The 20,171-nt window shown below is 48.2% G+C and carries 14 protein-coding genes; 7 read left to right on the top strand and 7 right to left on the bottom strand.

Going from position 1 to position 20,171, the window contains the following annotated elements; translation table 11 throughout:
- Positions 1–150: 150 nt before the first annotated feature.
- From GA0116948_RS16735 to GA0116948_RS16745, 3 genes are read left to right on the top strand one after another with little or no spacing between them, the layout of a single operon-like run.
- Positions 151–714, top strand: coding sequence for a YeeE/YedE family protein (locus GA0116948_RS16735; protein WP_089714437.1), 564 nt, complete (start codon positions 151–153; stop codon positions 712–714).
- 9 nt (positions 715–723) lie between these two features.
- The gene (locus GA0116948_RS16740; protein WP_089714310.1) at positions 724–1,206 is read left to right on the top strand and encodes a DUF6691 family protein; all 483 of its coding nucleotides are present in this window, start codon (positions 724–726) and stop codon (positions 1,204–1,206) included.
- A gap of 28 nt (positions 1,207–1,234) precedes the next feature.
- A complete protein-coding gene (locus tag GA0116948_RS16745) occupies positions 1,235–1,930 on the top strand; it encodes a uracil-DNA glycosylase family protein (protein WP_089714312.1) in 696 nt (231 codons plus the stop codon).
- A gap of 5 nt (positions 1,931–1,935) precedes the next feature.
- Here GA0116948_RS16745 and GA0116948_RS16750 read toward each other — a convergent pair whose 3' ends face one another.
- Together GA0116948_RS16750 and GA0116948_RS16755 are read right to left on the bottom strand one after the other, a co-directional pair.
- Positions 1,936–3,099, bottom strand: coding sequence for a BamA/TamA family outer membrane protein (locus GA0116948_RS16750; protein WP_089714314.1), 1,164 nt, complete (start codon positions 3,097–3,099; stop codon positions 1,936–1,938).
- 92 nt (positions 3,100–3,191) lie between these two features.
- A complete protein-coding gene (locus GA0116948_RS16755) occupies positions 3,192–4,109 on the bottom strand; it encodes an NAD-dependent epimerase/dehydratase family protein (protein WP_089714315.1) in 918 nt (305 codons plus the stop codon).
- Positions 4,110–4,472: 363 nt separating this feature from the next.
- On the opposite strand from GA0116948_RS16755, the gene GA0116948_RS16765 reads away from it, so the two are divergent.
- On the top strand, positions 4,473–5,057 hold the full coding sequence (locus GA0116948_RS16765; RefSeq protein ID WP_089714319.1) for a hypothetical protein: 585 nt from the start codon (positions 4,473–4,475) through the stop codon (positions 5,055–5,057).
- A 321-nt stretch (positions 5,058–5,378) separates the two neighbouring features.
- Positions 5,379–5,744, top strand: a complete 366-nt coding sequence (locus tag GA0116948_RS16770; protein ID WP_089714320.1) for a hypothetical protein — start codon at positions 5,379–5,381, stop codon at positions 5,742–5,744.
- Between the two features lie 149 nt (positions 5,745–5,893).
- Here GA0116948_RS16770 and tatA read toward each other — a convergent pair whose 3' ends face one another.
- The 3 genes from tatA to GA0116948_RS16785 form a co-directional block, all read right to left on the bottom strand.
- Complete coding sequence (gene tatA, locus GA0116948_RS16775) at positions 5,894–6,106, bottom strand: twin-arginine translocase TatA/TatE family subunit (RefSeq protein WP_205686181.1); 213 nt, start codon at positions 6,104–6,106, stop codon at positions 5,894–5,896.
- Between the two features lie 367 nt (positions 6,107–6,473).
- Positions 6,474–7,667: a PepSY-associated TM helix domain-containing protein gene (locus tag GA0116948_RS16780; RefSeq protein ID WP_089714322.1), complete on the bottom strand. Its 1,194-nt coding sequence runs from the start codon at positions 7,665–7,667 to the stop codon at positions 6,474–6,476.
- A gap of 280 nt (positions 7,668–7,947) precedes the next feature.
- Positions 7,948–17,493, bottom strand: coding sequence for a gliding motility-associated C-terminal domain-containing protein (locus GA0116948_RS16785; protein WP_089714324.1), 9,546 nt, complete (start codon positions 17,491–17,493; stop codon positions 7,948–7,950).
- Between the two features lie 437 nt (positions 17,494–17,930).
- Between GA0116948_RS16785 and rpmI the strand changes: the two genes are divergently transcribed.
- The gene (gene rpmI, locus GA0116948_RS16790) at positions 17,931–18,128 is read left to right on the top strand and encodes a 50S ribosomal protein L35 (protein WP_089714326.1); all 198 of its coding nucleotides are present in this window, start codon (positions 17,931–17,933) and stop codon (positions 18,126–18,128) included.
- Between the two features lie 40 nt (positions 18,129–18,168).
- Positions 18,169–18,513 carry a 50S ribosomal protein L20 gene (gene rplT / locus GA0116948_RS16795; protein WP_089714328.1) on the top strand — a complete coding sequence of 115 codons (345 nt, stop codon included), beginning with the start codon at positions 18,169–18,171 and terminating at the stop codon, positions 18,511–18,513.
- A gap of 151 nt (positions 18,514–18,664) precedes the next feature.
- Here the strand turns inward: rplT and ispE are convergent, their stop codons facing one another.
- Together ispE and GA0116948_RS16805 are read right to left on the bottom strand one after the other, a co-directional pair.
- Complete coding sequence (ispE, locus tag GA0116948_RS16800; RefSeq protein ID WP_089714330.1) at positions 18,665–19,477, bottom strand: 4-(cytidine 5'-diphospho)-2-C-methyl-D-erythritol kinase; 813 nt, start codon at positions 19,475–19,477, stop codon at positions 18,665–18,667.
- Between the two features lie 67 nt (positions 19,478–19,544).
- Positions 19,545–20,147, bottom strand: coding sequence for a bifunctional nuclease family protein (locus GA0116948_RS16805; protein ID WP_089714332.1), 603 nt, complete (start codon positions 20,145–20,147; stop codon positions 19,545–19,547).
- Positions 20,148–20,171: the final 24 nt, after the last annotated feature.

Below are 20,171 nucleotides of genomic sequence, written 5' to 3' on the forward strand. Positions count from 1 at the left end.
AGTAATACTTACCAAAAATATTTGGATGATGCTTCCGTTTTTAACTGTAAATAATAGCGCGCGTTGCTAATGGGAGTATACCTGTTAGATCGTTAACTGATTTAAAAATTGCGGGTACATTTTGCTACTTTTGGTGAAACACCCCTTTTTATGATACACTCCTTGCATGGTCCCTGGCCCTGGTATGTGGCCGGGCCACTCATTGGGCTTACGGTACCGTTATTGCTCCTGCTGGGCAACCGGCAGTTCGGTATTTCCTCCACGCTTCGCCACATTTGCGCCGCCTGTATACCGGGCAATATTCCTTTTTTTACCTACAACTGGAAAGCCGAATCCTGGAACCTTTTTTTCGTTGCCGGCATACTGCTGGGAGGGGTGGTGGCTACTACCTTGCTGCACAATCCAGCCCCCATTGTTATTCACCCCAAACTGGCTCAAAGCCTGGCGGGTTATGGCATTACCGCTACCAATGCGCTGGTGCCGGAACAATTATTTAACTGGGGCGCCCTGCTTACGCTGCGCGGTTTTATCCTGATGATCGTAGGCGGCTTTCTGGTGGGTTTTGGCACTCGCTATGCCGGCGGCTGTACCAGCGGGCATGCCATCATGGGGCTTTCCAATCTTCAATGGCCTTCGCTGGTGGCTACTATCAGTTTTATGGTAGGCGGTTTTCTGGTGGCCAATGTAGTGCTTCCTTTTATTTTAGGGCTTTAACTTTTTTATATGCAGGAAACAGATTTTGAAGTGGCCCCGCAGGCCACCACCCCTACTTTCAAGGCCACCACCCGCTGGGAGAAAAAATGGTGGTTATATATATTAGCCGGTATTTATTTCGGCGTGGTACTCACCAAAGGCGAAGTAATTTCCTGGGTGCGCATACAGGAAATGTTCCGGCTGCAATCTTTCCACATGTATGGCGTCATTGGGTCGGCAGTGGTAGTGGGCATGATCAGCATTTTTATCATCAAACGGTATAAGGTAAAGACCTTCTTTGGGCAGCCGGTTACATTTCCGGACAAGGCTTTTCAGAAAGGGCAAATATTCGGCGGCATTTGTTTTGGTATGGGCTGGGCTTTAACCGGGGCCTGTCCTGGGCCGCTGTATGCACAGATTGGCAGTGGCGCCACGGTAGTTATAGCCACCTTGCTCAGCGCCATTGCAGGCACCTGGGTGTATGGCAAAATACGGGAGCAATTGCCTCACTGATCTGCCTGGATGGTTTATCTTGCGTACCATGACATTTGGCGAAAAAGTAATTGATTTTAATACCCACCTTCATTTCGATGGTAAGCTGCCCAACGGCATCCGCATGATGAACCCTTTTGAAGAGGGCCAAGAAGCCCGCAGCATCATGGAACAGTTTTACCGCATATTTTACAACAGTCCTGGGAAGCGCCGTATGCTGATCGGCATTAACCCCGGCCGCTTTGGCTCGGGCGTTACCGGCATACCCTTCACCGATACCAAACGCCTCACCGAAAAGACCGGCATTAGCTTCCATGGCGGATTACAGACCCACGAGCCTTCTGCTGTATTTATACATCATATGATGGATGCATATGGAGGACTGAAAAAATTTTGCCAGCATTTTTACTTTACGTCTATGTGCCCGCTGGGATTTGTAATGGACAAGGGCAAGGGCAAGGAAGTGAATTATAATTATTACGATACCAAAGCGCTCACAGACCTGGTATATGATTTTATGATTGCTAAGTTAAAAGAGCAACTGGCTTGGGGCATAGACCGCTCCGTAGGTTACTGCCTGGGTACGGGAAAAAATGCGGCGTTTATAACTAAGGTGAATGATAAGTATAAGTTTTTTAATAAGCTGGTACCGCTGGAGCATCCCCGGTTTATTATGCAGTATCGCTCGCGGTATCAGCAGGCGTATATCGACAAATATCTGGCAGCGCTGCGACTAAAAGCATAGGTGCATTAAAACGCCTCTGCCAGCGAAAGATAAAGACCCTTTTGCCGGCTCTCACCCGGTCGTTTCTCCCCGATAGCACCATCTATCCTCACGGTAAGTTTTGCATGCTCGTCATAGAAATAACGAATACCGCCGCCTAAGCTGGGTTTAAAATCGCCCAGGTCAAAATGATGGTTTCCAAACACATCTCCGGCACCAGCAAAGGCGGCCAGGGCAAACTTGGGATGTGTATTCAGCCTGCCTATTTTAATATGTATTTTAGGGTCTACCAGATAGCGGTATTCTACTTGTGCGGTAAGGTAATTACGGTCGCGGTAACGGCCGGTATAGTAACCCCGCATCATCTGATCGCTGCCCAGTTCCGGCAGTAAAAAAAATGGGACATTATCACCCTGCACAGAGCGGAAATATCCATTCAGCCCAATGATACTTTTCTTCGATATACTAAAGAACTGGTTGCCCCGCAAGTCAATAGTATAGACCGTTTGCGTACTGGCAAAGGCCAATGCATTGGCCACGTTCAGGCGCAGGAAAGTTCCCCGGGTCGTGTAGTTCTGATTATCCCGGTCGTCGTAAACAGCCGTAACGCCTGCAAACAGTTCATGGCCGCCCTCTTTATAGTTTAGTGGCATACTGCTATAAATGCCTTTGTCGTTAGAGGATTTGTATTCATCGTATTGATAGGCCAGGGAAATGCCTGCATAAAAATGGCCTGTAAGGCGGCGTTCCCCATCTACCTGCGCACGAAAACGGCGGTTATCCACCAGCGATCTATCGGAGGCATGGGTAGAGTCGCCCAGCCCATAGAAACTAAAAGGAAAATATTGATAACGCATGCCGCCTCTTACATGCCAAGTATTATTGCGGGTCCAAACATCGGCACGCAGGTCTATTTTATACTGGTGTTTGGTGGTAAATGCGGGTACCAGGTTAAGGCTGGAATTGCGTGTTACAGGACTAGGATGTTTTTTATCTGCATAAAAGGAATACAGCATAGCCGCGCCAAATTCAAGCCCTTTTTCCGGAGAATAGCCCAGCACCGGAATCGGGAAAAAACTATGGTAATGCCCCCGCAGTGAATCGGTAACAGGCGCCTGCGCACTATCCTGCTGTGCCTTTGCCACCACCGAGCTGCCAAGTAGTAACCACAAACATAACATCCATTTCATCCGGCAAATATAAAGAATGTACATGCTACTATGTTCATACCAACATATGGTCTTATCTATGCCATTGGCATCTTTACTGCCCCTATGTAGCATTACATTCCGATCGTGGCTGCCAGGCCTTCTTCATAAGGAGTGGGCTGAAACTGAAAGTGTTGTTCAAACTTAGTGCTGTTAAAAATATAGGGGCGGTCGTACTGGTAGTACATTTCGGCCAGTTCGCGAGTTTGTTTGCTAAACAGGCCGAAGAGTTGCAGCATCCATTTTTTGAGGGTAAAATACTTTGGTTGTTTGCCGGCAGGGGCGGCAATTTTTTCGATGAATGCCTGGCCCGTAGGTGCGGGATTGGTGGTGGGCAGGTGCCAAACCTGATTCCAAGCGTGTTCATCTTCTGCCAGCAGTTGCAGGCCTTTTGCGGCATCTGGCACATAGGTGTAGGAATGTACACAGTTGTCATTGCCTATTACTTGCGCCGTACGTCCCTTCAGGATATTATTGATCGCGAGAATATTGAGTACGCCGGTTTTATCGGCACCCTGGCCATAGAAATCTGCACTGCGGGCAATGGAAGCCGTAAGCCTGCCGGCTATTACTTCGTCCATCAGCATGGTGGCGATGGCCGCACGCACCTTTCCTTTTTTGCTAGCGGGCTTATAGGGCGTGTTCTCCGTCATGGGGCCATCTACAATGCCATACATATACACGTTATCCAAGAAGATCAATTTGGCTTTACTGGCTTTGCAGGCCTCCATGGTGTTGCGCATGATTACCGGCCATTGGCGGGCCCATAAAGTATGGTCGTATGGCAACCCGGCCAGCAAAAATACCACAGAAGACCCGTCTACAGCGGCTTTTGTTTGGGATGCATGCAGCAGGTCTGCGGCCAGTACTTCGGTAGCACCGGGAATAGATTGCGGATGGCGACTTACCAGCCGAACCGGTTTATTAGCCTGGATGAGCAGGGTGGCAAGTGCATTGGCAATGCTGCCATTGGCGCCTAAAATGGTATACATGGAGATTGTTTTTAGAGGAAGACGTATGAATGTAAATAATATTTTAGCATTCCCTGCCCTACTGTTCACCCACCAGGCAAATAGCGGTATATACAGTGCTTATTATAATATTTCTTAACCGGGGAACTACATCTAAATATGACAGGGGCTATTTTTTTACATAAGATCCGATTTACCAATGCCAGTTGTAAGGAGCTCCTATTTCTAAAGGCAGGGCAATTCATAAATGCAATAAATCAGTTTGCTATTCCAGCGAATTTGCGGAAGGCGGTCAATAATAGTAGTTACAATTTCCTTACCTTTCCATTGTTTGCTGGCCCTTCTATTAGGCCATCTCAATAACCCTTGTTTTAATATGCATTCATGTATAAGTTTGATCAACTTTGCCAACAGTTATCCCACTCTAACCTCTATTATTTGATCGGCATGGGGTTAGAGGGCCATTACACCTACACCAACGATCATTATACCCAGTCATTCAGCCCGGAAGGCCGTTCGTTTTTAGGTCAATCATTTGATCTGCTCCTGCACCCGGAAGATACTGGCATTGCGCGTGACACCCGTATGCAATGCATGCAGTATCCGGAACAGTTATTTCCCTTCCTGGTGCGCCAGCCAAACCGGCATGGGGATTTCATGCTTACGCAGTGGGAGTGCCAGGCGATGGTAAATAACAGCGGGCATATTCACGGTGTGTATTGTGTGGGCAGCCATCTGGCCGCCTGCCTGGATGAAGCGGGGTATCCATTATTGGGCAGTAACTTTCCCCGTGCTACCCTGCCATCGCACGAGGCGCGGCAGCCCCTGGCCAATTTAATGGGATTGGTAACCATAATGCAGCAAACCGATAATCCACGGCAACTGCGCAGCTTGTGTTCCATGATACTGGCCAGCGCCCAACAGCTACATGCAGTGATGCAGGCATTGTATAAACAGCCTGAAGTTTAAAGCAGGGGTCGGCTGGCTACTGCATTGTCCGGTATAATTACTGTACCGGTCTTTTCCTAACACTTTTGTTCTTCCAGGTATTTTTCCTTGCCTTTGTATTGTTAACTATGCATTAACGCTAAAGCTATGTTATAACTGTATTTTTGCGGTAATTTACAGGCATATAGGAACCTGCGCTTACTGCACCAGCTTTAATAAAACAATACCGGTATTTTGTGTACCCGCGTGGAGATTACCTGCTTTAACGTATAACCTGCCATTACACTTTACTATAGATGCCAGCTTTGATGCTCCTGTTTTTATGAATTTAACAGCTACCAGATGATAAAGTATAATAATGCCTGGATTTTTGAGCTTATCAAGCAGAAATTACTGGGGGAGATCAATGAGGAAGACGACGTATTGTTACAGGAAGTTATTGCACAAAACAAGCAGGCAAAACGTTGTTGGGAAGAATTACATGCCGCTAACATTGCCACCGGCTATACCTTGCTACAAGGCCTGGAGTTGGAAGATCCCTGGCCACAACAGCGCCTGGAGTGCACTACTTTTCAAACGGATACCTATAAAGAAGCGCGGTTGTACCAGCCGATGGCAGGCATTTTTATAAGGCCGCTCTATGGGTGGGTATCCGCCGTTTTGCTGGTGCTGGCCATGTTGGTTTACTGGTACTTTCGGCACGCTTAACTATTGTTGACCCTTCAATGAAAGTGTATGAGGGTATGATTTTTAACTCGGAATCAATTGTAGCAGGCACAAAAAAAGGCTAATGGCAAAAGTTTCCTTTGCATTAGCCCTGAAAAAATTTATAACCCAGGCGCTGGAAGCGCGGGTAACTATGCGTTATTCTGCTGGTCGGAGATGGAGGATTTAGTAGTATCCTCACCCTTAGCGTTCTTAAATTCACTGATACCTTTACCTAAACCACGCATTAGCTCAGGAATTTTCTTACCGCCAAACAGTAACAAAATTACCAAAGCGATCAGCAGGATTTCTTTACCATTCATTTCCCCTAGGAACAAAAACGGAGATTGCAAAAAAGTGGCCATTATCACATTGTTTAATTCTAACAAATATATGCATTTGTAAACACCTAACAAAAGCTTCTTATCATAGTCCGGGCCGTTTATCCTGCACGGCCGTGAGTAGGGCTACTGGAAAGTACTGGAGTACAGTGGTTAGCAGTAGGCTATCTCTTATTTGTATGGGCATTCCGGTAAATACATTTTCCAAAAATAAGGGGTTTCCGGCAGCATTTACAGAAAAAGGGAGTTCTCTTCTGCTGGGGCTCCTACCCATCTATTGACTATTATTACCCCCCCACTACCCTTTCCCTACCCTTGCATAGGCCACCACGGCGGGTGAAATGTTAGCGCGCAGCGGCGCCGTGATCTTCACCAGCACCTGCGACAAAACTTACTTTTTGCGCTTTCCCCACCAGATGATAAAACCCGTTACCGGCAGGCTGGTACACACCAAACTTGCCATAAACGCAATGATTTTACCTGGCAGGCCTGCAATGGCGCCTACGTGAATATCGTAATCCATGCTGATCAGCTTCACCCCCCGGTTGCGTTGTGTATAATTGTTGCGGTAAAGGAGCTTGCCGCTGTACTGATCAAAAGAGAGATTGTCGTAATCATAGTACGTTTCTTTGCCACGGTAACCTGCAATTGCTATCACCCCATCTTTTCCCTTGGCTGGGGAAACACTGAAGCGGCGGGCCTGGGGAATTATTTGCAGCGCGCTTTGATAAGCCACATCCAATCCCGACATGGCAGGTGTTTGGACCAGTACTTTCGACTTTAATACCGGTTCAGGCGGAGGCGGTTTAATAGTACCGGAAGCCAGCACGTACACGATCGCCATAAACCAGCGAAACGAGAATACCATCCCCGTAAACGCCAGCACCAGGGCAACGAGCAGGCTATAAAAACCCAGCACATTGTGCAGGTCGTAATTGAGCCGCTTAAAGCGGGCCTTCCAGCGTATGGTAAAGCTATCTTCGCGGTTTTTACGGTTCCACTTTTTGGGCCACCACATAACAAGTCCCGTGATGAGTAACACTACAAAAATAAATGTACTCCACCCAACGATAGGCTGGCCGTAAGGTGTATTGAGCAGTAAGCTCCAATGCATATATTTTACGACGTGGAAAAATTCCCACTTATCATCCATTACAACAGTAACCTTTCCGGTATAAGGGTTTACATAGGCAGTGCGATAATAATTTACCATGCCGGCATAGGTAATGGCGCTGTCGTTCATGGAATAGGCAGTAAACTCCCAGGTACGATCGGGCTCTCTCGATAAGGAAAAATATTTAATGGGTTTGTCTTTGCCAATGGCCTCCTGTGCGGTTTTTTGCAAGGTGGACAGGGGCAGCACCTGCGAGCCAGGTGTTACGAAACGCTCTTTTTTATATACCACATTGGCAATCTCTTCAGAAAATACAAACAGGCAACCGGTTAGGCACACGATGAATACCACAATGCCAGACACCAGCCCCAGCCAGCGGTGCAGCCAGTCTATGACTTTGCGGGTGCGCGTTTTGCCCCCTTTTTTTTTGCGGGAAATGGTTTGTCTGGAAGTAGTTCCGGTAGTCGTCATGCTATCAGTATGTCTCTTTTTTTATAAGGTATTTGTGTTTGGTGGCAATAGGTGAAGATGCCAGCACTGCAAATGAGCGTAAATCTGCCTTCTTTTGTTCAGATGGGTTGCTCCAAAAGGGAAAATTTTTGATCTGATCCGGAGAAATATGCCTTGTGCCATAGGGGTATTATAGCAGCCCATCTAGCTGGAAAAGCCTGAAGGCGGCTACCAGGTTCAGGTAACAACAAGCAGCCCCCCAGGTGATCTGGAGGGCAGCTTTGAGAAAATGCGAGAATAATTAACGGATCAGGGTTACTGCTCCTTTAAGAACATTGGCTGGTCCTCCGGGGGTAACCTTGTACGATAACCACCATACATAGGTGCCAATATCTACTGGCTCTCCATTAAAGGTACCGTCCCATCCTTTCTTCGCATCGGTGCTGAGGAAGATGAGCTGGCCCCAACGGTTGAAGATGCGCAGTTCGTAGTTATACATCGGACCACGTACAGTGGGCAGGAAGATATCGTTTTTACCATCTCCATTCGGAGAGAAGGCGTTCGGGAAGGTGGGATCCGGAATACAATCCTGGAAGCTCACCGTTATCTGGTCTGTACTGCTGCCGCACTCGTTGAAAGCGGTAACTGTGTACGTACCGGCTTTGGTAACTTTCAGGGTGCTGCCGGTAGAGCCGTCCGACCACTGCACACTGCGGATATTGCTGCCCTTAGGCGTGAGTGTGAGTACTTCGCCATTGCACATGATGGTATCATTGCCGAGGTTCACCACCGGTATACTGCTCATGGTTACGTTCACACTGTCGAAGGTTACCATCTGGCAATACTTGTCCATTACAGCAATCTTGTAGAAGCCGGCATTACCGATCGTTTTCACCGGGTTTGGATCGCCATCGTTCCAGAGGTAGGAAATAGCATCTGCGTTGGTAGCATCGAGGGTGATTTCCGTACCAGGGCAGAGCGATTGATCTGGGCCCAGTTCTAATTTCAGTTTCGGTTTCTCCCTTACGTTCACAGTATCTCTCACCACACAATTATCTTTCGTTACCGTTACCCAATAACCGCCTGGTTTCGTGACCGTGATGGATGGTTGCGTTGAGCCATTGATCCAACGGATACGGCCACCATTGGAAGTTACGGTGAGCATTACAGACTGACCAGGGCAGATGCTGGTATCCTCCTTCAGTTGGATATCCGGCGGCGGATTCACCGTTACGTTTACCGTATCGATGGTGATACAGCCATTTTTGCTCACTTTCACCCAATATTCGTCCTGTGCACCCACGAGGATGGATGAGGAAGTAGCACCATTGCTCCAGAGGTAACCTGCGTCTTTTACGTAGGCGTCTAGTTTCACGGTCTGGCCGCGGCAGATAGTAGTATCAGGAATATTTACCAGCGGTGTGGGGATGAGGCCTACTTTAATGGTATCGCTCACCACGCAATTGGCATTGGTAACGGTTACCCAGTAAGTACCCGCTTTACTGATGTTAATGCGCTGGGTCTTTTCGCCGGTAGACCATACAATATTGTACTTAAAGTTAGCCGCGCCGGCATCCAATACCAGGCTGTTGCCACCGCAGATGGTGGTGTCTTTGCCCAGGTTTACTACAGGGCTGGTGTTGTATTTCAGCGAGTAGGTTTTTGGATCGGATACGCAACCGGTAAGACCGTCAGTTACTATAAACGTAGCACTGGTGGCCCCTTTCAGGTTAAAGACATTGTAGGTCTGGCTTACCGGTACGCTGATGATCCCTGCCGGTTCTACACCAGTGAGGGTGTAGGTGGGACGATTCACCGTGCCTTTGGTACGCAGGGTAACGTATGGATTACTGGAGCAGGTGATATCCAGGGAATCTATCAATGCTGGTTTGCTGCAAGGTTTGATGATTACGCGCTGTATAACCTGGGTCGCTATGTTTCCACAGGCATCTATGGCACTCCATCTGCGTACGATAGTGTACCCATTGCAGATGTCTTTCACATACGGATCTTCTGAGTAGGTAGCCTTTTTCGGGAACGATGCGTCACAGTTATCCGTAGCATTCAGCGAAACATGGGCCGGGATAAGATCCTGGCAGTAGATAGTGATGTCTGCGGGGGCAGGCTGTATTACCGGTGCTACCATATCCCTTACCGTGACGGTCTGGGTAGCCGTGTTCTGATTGCCGCAGGCATCGCGCAATATCCAGGTGCGGATCAGGGTATAGCTATTTGCGCAATTGCCCTTGATCGTTTTCACACTGTAAGAACCACTCAGTTCTTTGCTGGTGCTGCAATTATCGGTGCCAGCCAGTTGCGGCGCTGCAGGAATGGAATCGCAGCTCACGGTAGTGTCGCGGGGAATTTTCATCGTGAATACCGGACGGGTAGTATCCTGTACATTAATGCTTTGGCTCCAGGTGGCCACATTGCCACATTCGTCCGTAGCAGTCCAGGTGCGGGTTTCGGTATAGTTTTTCGCGCAGCTGCCACTGGTCTTCGTGGTTTTGCTGGTTACTACCTTGGCACTACCGGTGGTGCCGCAGGCGCTACTAGCGGTGATGGTGGGCCATCCCAATGTCTGATCACAATTGATCGTCGTGTCGCGGGGCATAACCTGGTCGAAGGTAGGTTTCTGGGTATTGCGCACGGTGATGATTTGCGATACGGAATCTATGTTACCGCATTCGTCTTTGGCTACCCAGGTATAATGCAGCTTGTAATTGTTTGCACAGGCACCACTGATGACCTCTTTCCAAGTGTACATGGTCTGCACGATCTTATCGGTGGCGGAGCAATTGTCTGCTACCGGGATAGGCTGCTGTACCGGGATGGCATTACATTCTACCGTCTTATCGGCCGGCTTGCCGTTGGGGAAGGTTGGTTTTGTATTATCTATCACCGTTACGATCTGCGTGAGCGTGGCTTTATTGCCACAGGCGTCGTAGGCGGTCCAGGTGCGCACCAGCCGGTAGTTGTTGGCGCAGGCGCCCGGTATATCCTCTCTCCTTTCATCGGCTACAGCTGTGATGGGGTTCGGGTTGCAGGCGTCTTTGGCATACAGCGTGGGCTGTGTGGGTATCTTGTCACAGTTCACCGTAATGTCTGCCGGGGCCGTTACGGTGAATACCGGCGGCACGGTGTCGATCACATGAACGAGTTGCTGCACCGAATTCGTATTGCCACACACATCGGTGATGGTCCAGGTATTGGTAATGGTATAAGTGTTTTCGCAGTTGCCGGTATTGGTACGAACGGATTTCTTTTCGTACGTAATCTTGTCCTGCGGGCTGCAATTGTCTGTGTACGACAGATCGATCTGTGCCTGCACGGCGCTGCACAATACCGTAACATCTGCTGGTACGGGCGTGGTGAATGTAGGTTTCGTAACATCCTGAATGGTAAGTTGCTGTGATGCAGCCGTGCTGTTACCACAGGAGTCAGTAGCCGTCCAGGTGCGTACGATGATCATCGGGCAGCTACCACTCACATTATCTGCATGCGTTACGGTAAGTTTTAATCCAAACGGATGTTCAAATACCGGTTGGGTAAAGTTGGCGCTATAATCCGCGCTGCCGTTACATTCTACCACCTTATCCGGCGATTTGGATTTCACTACGGGTCCCTTATTTACCACGATGATGCGCACTACATTACTGATGTCTGTACATCCTGTTCTAGCGTTTACAATTCTCCGGTAGAAGATAGAGTCGGTCAACTGGGTGGGCTGATAGGTAGCGCCCGTAGCACCGGTAATGTTATTAAATATTCCATCAGCCGTAGCTGCAGACTGCCATTGGTAAGTATAAGAACCATCGCCACCCGCGATAGTGCCAGTAAGCAATGCCGGGTCGGACCCAAGGCATAAACGCTGGTTTTCGCTGATCACATTATTGGACAGTGGCGGATAGTTGGTCAGGGTTACTTTAGCAGTATCTGAATTACAGATGCCATTGGTGGTGTACCAGCCCAGCACCGCTGTTTTGCCCACCGGTACTGTTACATTGGTAAGCGGGTTGGTTTTATTGGCAATGGTGGCGGAACCGGATAATAATATCCAGTTGCCGGTACCGGAAACCGGTGTGGTGGCGGTCATAGTGAAGTTAGCATTATCGCAATGTTCCTGATTATTACCCGCTACCGGTGCAGAAGACATGGCATCTACGGTAACCTTCACACTGGCACATGCGCTGGACGAGCAAGTAGCGGTGGTATCTACGGCCCTTACATAGAAGGTAGTAGTAGTGGTAATATTGCGCGTCAGCGTAGCCACCACGCCTTTGGCAATGATGGCGCCTCCGCAAGATTTGTCGGACCATTCCCAAACTGCATCCGGCGGTAATACACCATGTACGGTGAGGGTTACCGCGCCGCTGGCACAGATCTCTTTCACAGAAGCAGTAAGACTATCCGGCGTTTGGGCGGAGGCTTTTATTTTCAGTGTAAAGGGAACTGCTACACCGGTGCAGTTCAGACTGTCGTTGCGCACACTTACCGTGAAGTTGTAAGTACCCGCCGTGAGTGTTGCAGGCAAGGTTACGATATACTGAAGCGCTGTTGAATCAAATGTTGCATCTGTTATATCTACAAAGCCGGGCAACTTATTCGGTGAGGCCGCTTTAATAGTGATGTAGGTGGGCCCACCTGTTACCTTAGTGATCGGCAGGGTAAAATTGGTAGTGGAAATATCGCAGGCATCAGCAGGGTTACCCACTGTGATGGTGGGTACCGGTACGTAATGCAGTGTGATGGTAGCCGATGCCCCATCACAGGTACCATTGTTCAGCGTCCAGGCAATGATGGCATCCTGGGTGGCAGGGCCGCTCAGTGTGGCCGTGGTAGCGTATTGGCTGGCATTGGCAAAAGATACCGTTGTGCCGGCGGTGGTGGATATGACGGTCCATTTACCCGTTTCTCCTGCTGCAGGCTGGTTGCCCTCGATAGAAAACACATTGCTGCACTGGCGGATGCTGGCATCCGTAACTGTGGCGGTGGTGGGTTTGGTGCGGTTCCACACAACTACCGTATCTGTGCTGGCGCATTGGGTGTTGGTATTGTTAGTCACCGACCATACTGCTTTTACCTGCTGTCCGGTAGTAAGACCGGTTATGGTTGGGTTGGTCTTATGAATATCGGCAGCAGCAATGGTGGCACCGTTTAAAGGCTCCATTAACGTCCAAGTACCGGTTTCATCGGCTGCGGGCTGGTTGCCGCTTAGTGTAAACGTACCGTTCTCACATTGTTTTACGGTATCTATACTTACGTGTGCAATAGGGATAGCCAGCACGTTCACCGTAGCGGTTTCATAACTAAAACAAGCCCCATTGTGCAAAGTATCTGTATAAGAATAGGTACCCACCGAGGTTGGTGATACGGAGATCGTTTGGGTAGTAACCCCGCTGTTCCACTTAATGCCATAACTTGTTTTGGTAGGCGCGGCATCCAGCGTCACGCTGCTGCCTAGGCAGATATTGCTAGTGGCAGGCGATAGTTTGCCAACAGGGATGGTATCTACTTTTACCGTCACCTGTGCACAGATGGTGCTGGCGCAGGTGTTGGTAGGGTCTACTGCTTTTACAAAATAAGTAGTGGTGGTACTTAGTGTTACCGTGTGGGTAGTTGCGGTGCCGGTACCCAGTACGGTACCCGTGCAACTGCCGGTAGACCACTGCCACTGGCCGTTCTCGCCTAGTGAGCCTCCATTGACCGTAAGGACGGAACTACCACTTTCGCAAAGTACATCCGGACTGGCAGAAACACTGGCGGGCGCTTTGGCAGATTCTTTTACTGTCAATGTAAATGGAACATCTTCCCCCACGCAGTTCAGGCTATCATTCTTCACGCTTACCGTAAAGTTGTACGTGCCCTTTGTTATACTGGCGGGAAGGTCTGCGATATACTTTGTTGCAGTAGAATCAAACGCATGATCAATTATATCCACGAAGCCAGCCAGTTTATTTGGCGTGACTGCTTTAATGGTGATGTAAGTAGGACCACCCGTTACCTTAGTGATCGGTAGGGTAAAATTGGTAGTGGAAATATCGCAGGCATCAGCAGGGTTACCCACTGTGATGGTGGGTACTGGTACATAATGCAGTGTGATGGTAGCCGATGTTCCATCGCAGGTACCATTGTTCAGCGTCCAGGCAATGATGGCATCCTGGGTGGCAGGGCCGCTCAGTGTGGCCGTGGTAGCGTATTGGCTGGCATTGGCAAACGATACCGTTGTGCCGGCGGTGGTGGATACGACGGTCCATTTACCCGTTTCTCCTGCTGCAGGCTGATTGCCCTCGATAGAAAACACATTGCTGCACTGGCGGATGCTGGCATCCGTAACTGTGGCGGTGGTGGGTTTGTTGCGGTTCCACAACACTACGTTAGCTGTGCTGGCGCATTGGGTGTTGGTGTTGTTGGTCACCGTCCATACCGCTATTACCTGCTGTCCGGTGGCAAGACCGGTTATGGTTGGGTTGGTCTTATGAATATCGGCAGTAGCAATGGTGGCACCGTTTAAAGGCTCCATCAACGTCCAAGTACCGGTTTCATCGGCTGCGGGCTGATTGCCGCTCAACGTAAAGGTACCATTCTCACATTGTTTTATGGAGTTTGTACTTACCTGTGCAGTAGGAATAGCCAGTACGTTTATCGTTGCATTTTGAATACTGGAACAGGCCCCGTTGTTCAAGGTAACTGTATAAGGATAGCTACCCACCAATGCGGGTGTTACAATGATCGTTTGGGAAGTAGCGCCAGTGCTCCAATCAATGCCATAACCTGTTTTGGTAGGCGCGGCATCCAGCGTCACACTACTGCCTAGGCAGATATTGCTGATAACTGGCGATAGTTTGCCCACAGGGATGGTATCTACTTTTACCGTCACCTGTGCGCAAATGGTGCTGGCGCAAGTGTTGGTAGGGTCTACTGCTTTTACAAAATAAGTAGTGGTGGTGTTTAGTGTTACCGTTTGGGAAGATGCGGTACCGGTACCCAGTACGGTACCACTGCAACTGCTGGTAGTCCACTGCCATTTTGCACCAGACCCCAGTGTTCCACCGCTTACAGTAAGTGTACTGTTACCACTTACACAAAGGGCAGTTGGGCTGGCCGAAACGCTGGTAGGCGCTGAAGACGGGGTATTGATCGTCACGGTAAAGGTAACTGGCGTGCCAGTGCAGGCCGAACTATCATTCAGCGGAGTTACCGTGAAATTATAAGTGCCGGCAGGCGTAGTCAATGGATAATGAACTGTATAATTAATGGGCAATGATTGGGTAAAGTCCACCGGGTCATTCACCACAGGGATAAAGCCAGCCATTACAGGAGTACCTGTATTGGAAATAGAGATCTTCGTTGGATTGTTGGTAAAGCTTGTAATGGGCAACGTGAACGATCCGGTGTTGCTACAAGAGGAGGGCACCGAGCCAACCGTAATGGTGGGGGGTGCAGCATAATGCAGCGTTACCTGATCAGATGGGCCATCACAGGTACCATTATTCAGTGTCCATGCCAGTACCACGGTTTGTGTTTGGGCGCCAGACAACTTAACCGTTGTACTAGCACTGTTGATATTGGTAATGACAACGCCCGTGCTGCCGCCGCTGGTGTTCGACACAATTGTCCACGTACCGGTTTCTCCTGTTACGCCATTGTTGGCCGTCAGGTTAAAGCTGCCAGTACAATTGGTCAGTGTGGTTTGGTTAATGACCGCTGTAGTTGGTATTGGTCTGTTCCACACTACCAGTTTAGCGCTGCTATCGCATTGGGTAAGTGATAATGTGTCCTTAACATTCCATACAAGGGAAGCCATGGAATCGGCCATAAGGCCGGTAAGTGTAGCAGTGGGGTTGTGGATTTCCGTAGGATCAATGGTGGCACCATTAGCAGGCGTACCAATGATCCAGGTTCCCTGCTGACCGGATTCAGGGGTATTGCCGTTTAGCGTAAAAGTACTGTTGCTACAATTTTTAAGCGTATCCGGCAACACGGTGGGATGAGGCAATGCCCTAACGTTTAATGTATCCGTTTGATAACTTTTACACACTCCATTGTACAGGGTATCCGTAAAATAATAAGTCCCGGCAGCAGACTTGTTCACCTCAATGCTGGGGGTGGTTTCACCGGTGCTCCATAATATTGGGTAGGTAATTATATTAGGATTGGCATTCAGCGTAATAGGCGTATTTACGCAGATAGTGGAAACTAATGGTTGAAGGTTGCCTACCGGAATAGTATCTACAATTACGGTGGCTATGGCGTTGCGGCTACAGCTTTTTCCCTTACCAAATTTTACCGAAGCGGTAACGGTGTAATCGGTGGTGATCAAGGGTTGGTCGTCCAGGGTGTTAAAGGGTCCGTCGGTAGTATCGCCCTCAAACACCTGCTGCGGAACGCCATAAGTCCATTTATAGTGGGAATATACTTTTTGCGTAACCAGGTGTACAACGTCGCCTTTACAGATTTCCTGCTGGTCTACACTTATTACAGGGACCGGCAACACCGTGAGGGTGGCCGGGTCGGAAAAACGGGCACAGCTGCCATTGGCGTCTTGCCCCGATTCCACCACTTTTACGCGGAAAAAATAACTCAGCGGGCTGCTGCCGTCGGGCATCAGTACATCGCCGCTAATATGCAAAGTACTGTCATTAAGTTTGCTAAATAAAGTACCGTCTATGGTAATATCATTCCATCCGGGTTGGCCGGCAATACTATCTTGCCAGAAGTAAACAGGGTTTGAAAAATAGTTAATTGGTGATACAGAGCCCGTAAGGTTTACTGGTTGGTTTTGGCAGATACTGTTTTCTGTAAGCCCTTTCAGACCATCTATGTAGGTGTACATCTGGGGGCCGCAATACGAAAAAGTGATATCATCTACTGCAATGTCATTACCGCAACCTCCCGGGTTACGGTTTACCATTTTGAATATGATACTGGTTACACCGGGAGGTGTTTTAAATGTACCGCCGTATCGCTGCCAGGTGGATACCGGGATGCCCATTGACACATCGTAAGTCGGGAAGGTGGCCAGCAAGGCATTATTGGCAGCATTGATGATCTGAAAGTCTACCCCTGCGTACATATATCCGCTGGCGCAAGTAGTTTCCAGGATATTTTGGGTATTCAGGTTCATCAGGTATGAACTGAAGTTATATTTAGCGCCGGGGCAAAGATTGTCTATCTGCCTGCTATAAAAGGCAAGTCCCTTATTCTGAGAGTTACATACCAGCATAGCGCCGGTACCTCCTGCCACTCCTGTTGTGTGGTCTGGCTTATTTACCCAGCCAATGTGCTGAAAAGTAGAAGTGGCCAAACAATAATAGTTGTCTTCCACATCACTAGTGCCGCCCTGAAAGGTATAAGAAATACTGGCAGGTGCCTGTACCTGGTGGCGGAGGCCATCGGTAATCTGACCAAAGTCTTCATTAAAACCAGTGCCGGATTTGTCTACCCCATAACATACATCGATAGAACAATCATGCACCACGATCGTTTTGGTGAGCGTTAAAGATCCACTCTTACTGCCGTCTTTCCATGGAATATTTACTGTAAATGTATAACTGCCTACCGCATTAAACTGTACGCTCACGGTAGTATTATTCGTATTGCTGGTACCCGATACTTGTCCATTAAAAGTGCCATATATCGAAGTAACGGTACCTGGCGAAGAGGTTAAAGTCCAGGTATACGCCCCGTTTGCATTAGAGGAGGTTAGGTGGGCATTCATGGTGGCGAAGCTACCTTGACACACATCTGCGGGGGCGTTCAGGATAGCCGACTGCGCAGACACCCGTTGCGCACCTAGTAAAAAGGTAACAGCAATAAGGTATAGGAGGGCCAGGAATTTTTTCATTTTCTTCAACAATTAAGTGAAATAAGGTAGCGACCACAGGGCGTTTTAAGCCATGTGGCGGGTAAGCATAGTATAGGATGATATAATAATATATAATATGATTGCGATATGTCTGGCTACAGACCGGGTTGTTGAAGCGTAAAGAGTTTTCATAGGCAATCCAAGGTTTTAAAAAATAGGACAGGTCATATTACAGTTATTCAAAATTAAAAGTAATCATAATAGATAAAAATAAAAAATGTGTTATTTATATCATAAGATAGATTGGATAATATATTGAAGGCATGGCAGATGGAGTAATTGATAATCAAAAGCTTAAAAACAGGAAAAAAGTTCGTAGATTTATCCACATTCTATTGCTGTGCATAATTATTTGGGGAAGTGTGAGCGAAATGTAATTTTATTCTTTACCTTTGCAGACCAAATTAAATATTACAATGCCGAAAGTTAAGACTCATTCCCGTGCTAAAAAGACGTTCAAAGTGACCGGGAGCGGAAGAATTAAAAGATATAAAGCTTTTAAAAGTCACTTGCTGAGCAAGAAGTCCAACAAACGCAAACGCCATCTGAGAGGCAGCAGCATGGTTAGCGATGCTAACCTGAACCTGGTAAAAAGAATGCTCTGTCTTCGCTAATTATAATCAATTTATCTAACCTGAGTAAAACAGAGCAACAATGCCTCGTTCAGTAAATGCAGTAGCTTCCAGAGCCCGCAGGAAGAAAATATTAAAACAAGCAAAAGGATTCTACGGTAAACGTAAGAATGTATATACCGTCGCTAAGAACGTCCTGGAGAAAGGGCTGACTTATAGCTATGTAGGTCGCAAATTGAAGAAAAGAAACTACCGCCAGCTTTGGATTGCGCGTATTAACGCCGCAGTAAGAGCAGAAGGTATCACCTATTCTGAATTCATCCACAAGCTTTCTGAGAAGAATGTGGACCTGAACAGAAAGGTTTTGGCAGATCTGGCTATGAATGAGCCGGAAACTTTCAAAAGCCTGGTAGCTTCCGTTAAATAAGCTATTGATTTTATTTAAATACCGGTAGCCGGCATCTGCATAAGATGCCGGCTTTCTTGTTTGTGTCGGGAATACAGCGTTACCTTAATTAAAACGTCCTGGAACATGCCGAAAATGACGCATCCCAGGACTATTCTTCTAAAGTAGTGTTTTAATTTATTTTAAAAACTTGGTACTCCTTTTCCCACTTAATATCTGGCAGGGTGTTTTTTTCAAAAATACCTACTATCGCAGAACCACTACCACTCATGGTGGCATACAACGCTCCGTGTTGATATAAGGTAGCTTTAATGGCAGCCAGCCCAGGATGAGCCTTGGTTACGGGAATTTCAAAATCGTTGGTGAGGGTAGATTTCCAATGTTGTACCGGCTGTTGCAGCACCGCCTTCAGGGAATAGGCGGGTATTTGTGGCTGTAGCTGGCTGAAGGCCCAGCCCGTGTTTACATGAATGCCCGGATAGATGAGCAGGAAGGCATATCCATCTAGTCGAAGGGCAAAGTCTTCCATGATCTCTCCCCTGCCGGTAGCATACACGGGCTGGTTACGGATAAAGAAAGGGCAGTCGCTACCCAGTTGTGCCGCATAGGCTATCAGGGTAGCATCGTTTAGTTGCAGCCGATATTTTTTATTGAGTATTTGCAACATGAAGGCGGCATTGGATGATCCACCGCCCAGGCCTGCGCCCATGGGAATGTGTTTATGCAGGTGCACCTGCACGGCAGGCAATTGTGGAAAGTCTTTTTGTAATAGCTGATATGCCTTTAGAATAAGGTTGTCTGCCGCATGGCCTGGTATGGGCAGGCCGCTGGTAGTAAAGGTGGTGGCACCAGATGCGGTTACCACTTCCAGGCCGTCTTTGAGCGGCAGCGGATAAAAAACCGTTTCCAGCTCGTGGAAACCATCAGCCCGTTTGCCTACCACATGAAGGCCCAGATTGATTTTACAGTTAGGAAAGGTTAGCATGAAAAATGTGTGTCATAGGATAATGGATAAGTCCGCGCGGCGGGGTTTATTTGGAAACAAACCGGTATTACAATTCGTTTTTTCGGCTGTTAATTTCATCGCGGATGGTAATTGCGCGAATATAATCTTCCTGTTCCAGCACTTCACCCAGCAAGGTGTTCAGGTCTTCCAGGCTCATAGCGTGGAGATTATCTTCGGCGCCCTTTTCGTGTTCGGATATGGTGGGCGACAAAGGTTTGTTGGCCTTCTTGCCCGTGGTATCATCCAGCAGGATGCCCGCGCTGTTAAGAATATTTTCGTAGGTGTAAATAGGGCAACCGAAACGTACGGCCAGGGCCAGGGCATCGGAAGTACGGGAATCTATCTCAATCGTGTCTTCACTGTTACTGCATACCAGCTTGGAATAAAAAATGCCTTCCTGCAGGTTGCTGATCACTACTTCGTGCAATTCCACGCTGAAAGCGGTCATGAAATTTTTCATGAGGTCATGGGTTAACGGGCGGCTTGGCTGCATTTTTTCCAACGCAACGGCAATGGCTTGTGCTTCAAATCCACCGATTACAATGGGTAACCGGCGTAATCCATTCACTTCGCCCAGCACCACTGCATACGAATGGGTTTGCGTAATACTGTGGGACAAGGCTACAATTTCCAGTTCTATTTTTCTCATATTTGGTCCGCGTTGTCGCTGATA

The organism is Chitinophaga costaii (assembly GCF_900094705.1).
Taxonomy (GTDB): domain Bacteria; phylum Bacteroidota; class Bacteroidia; order Chitinophagales; family Chitinophagaceae; genus Chitinophaga; species Chitinophaga costaii.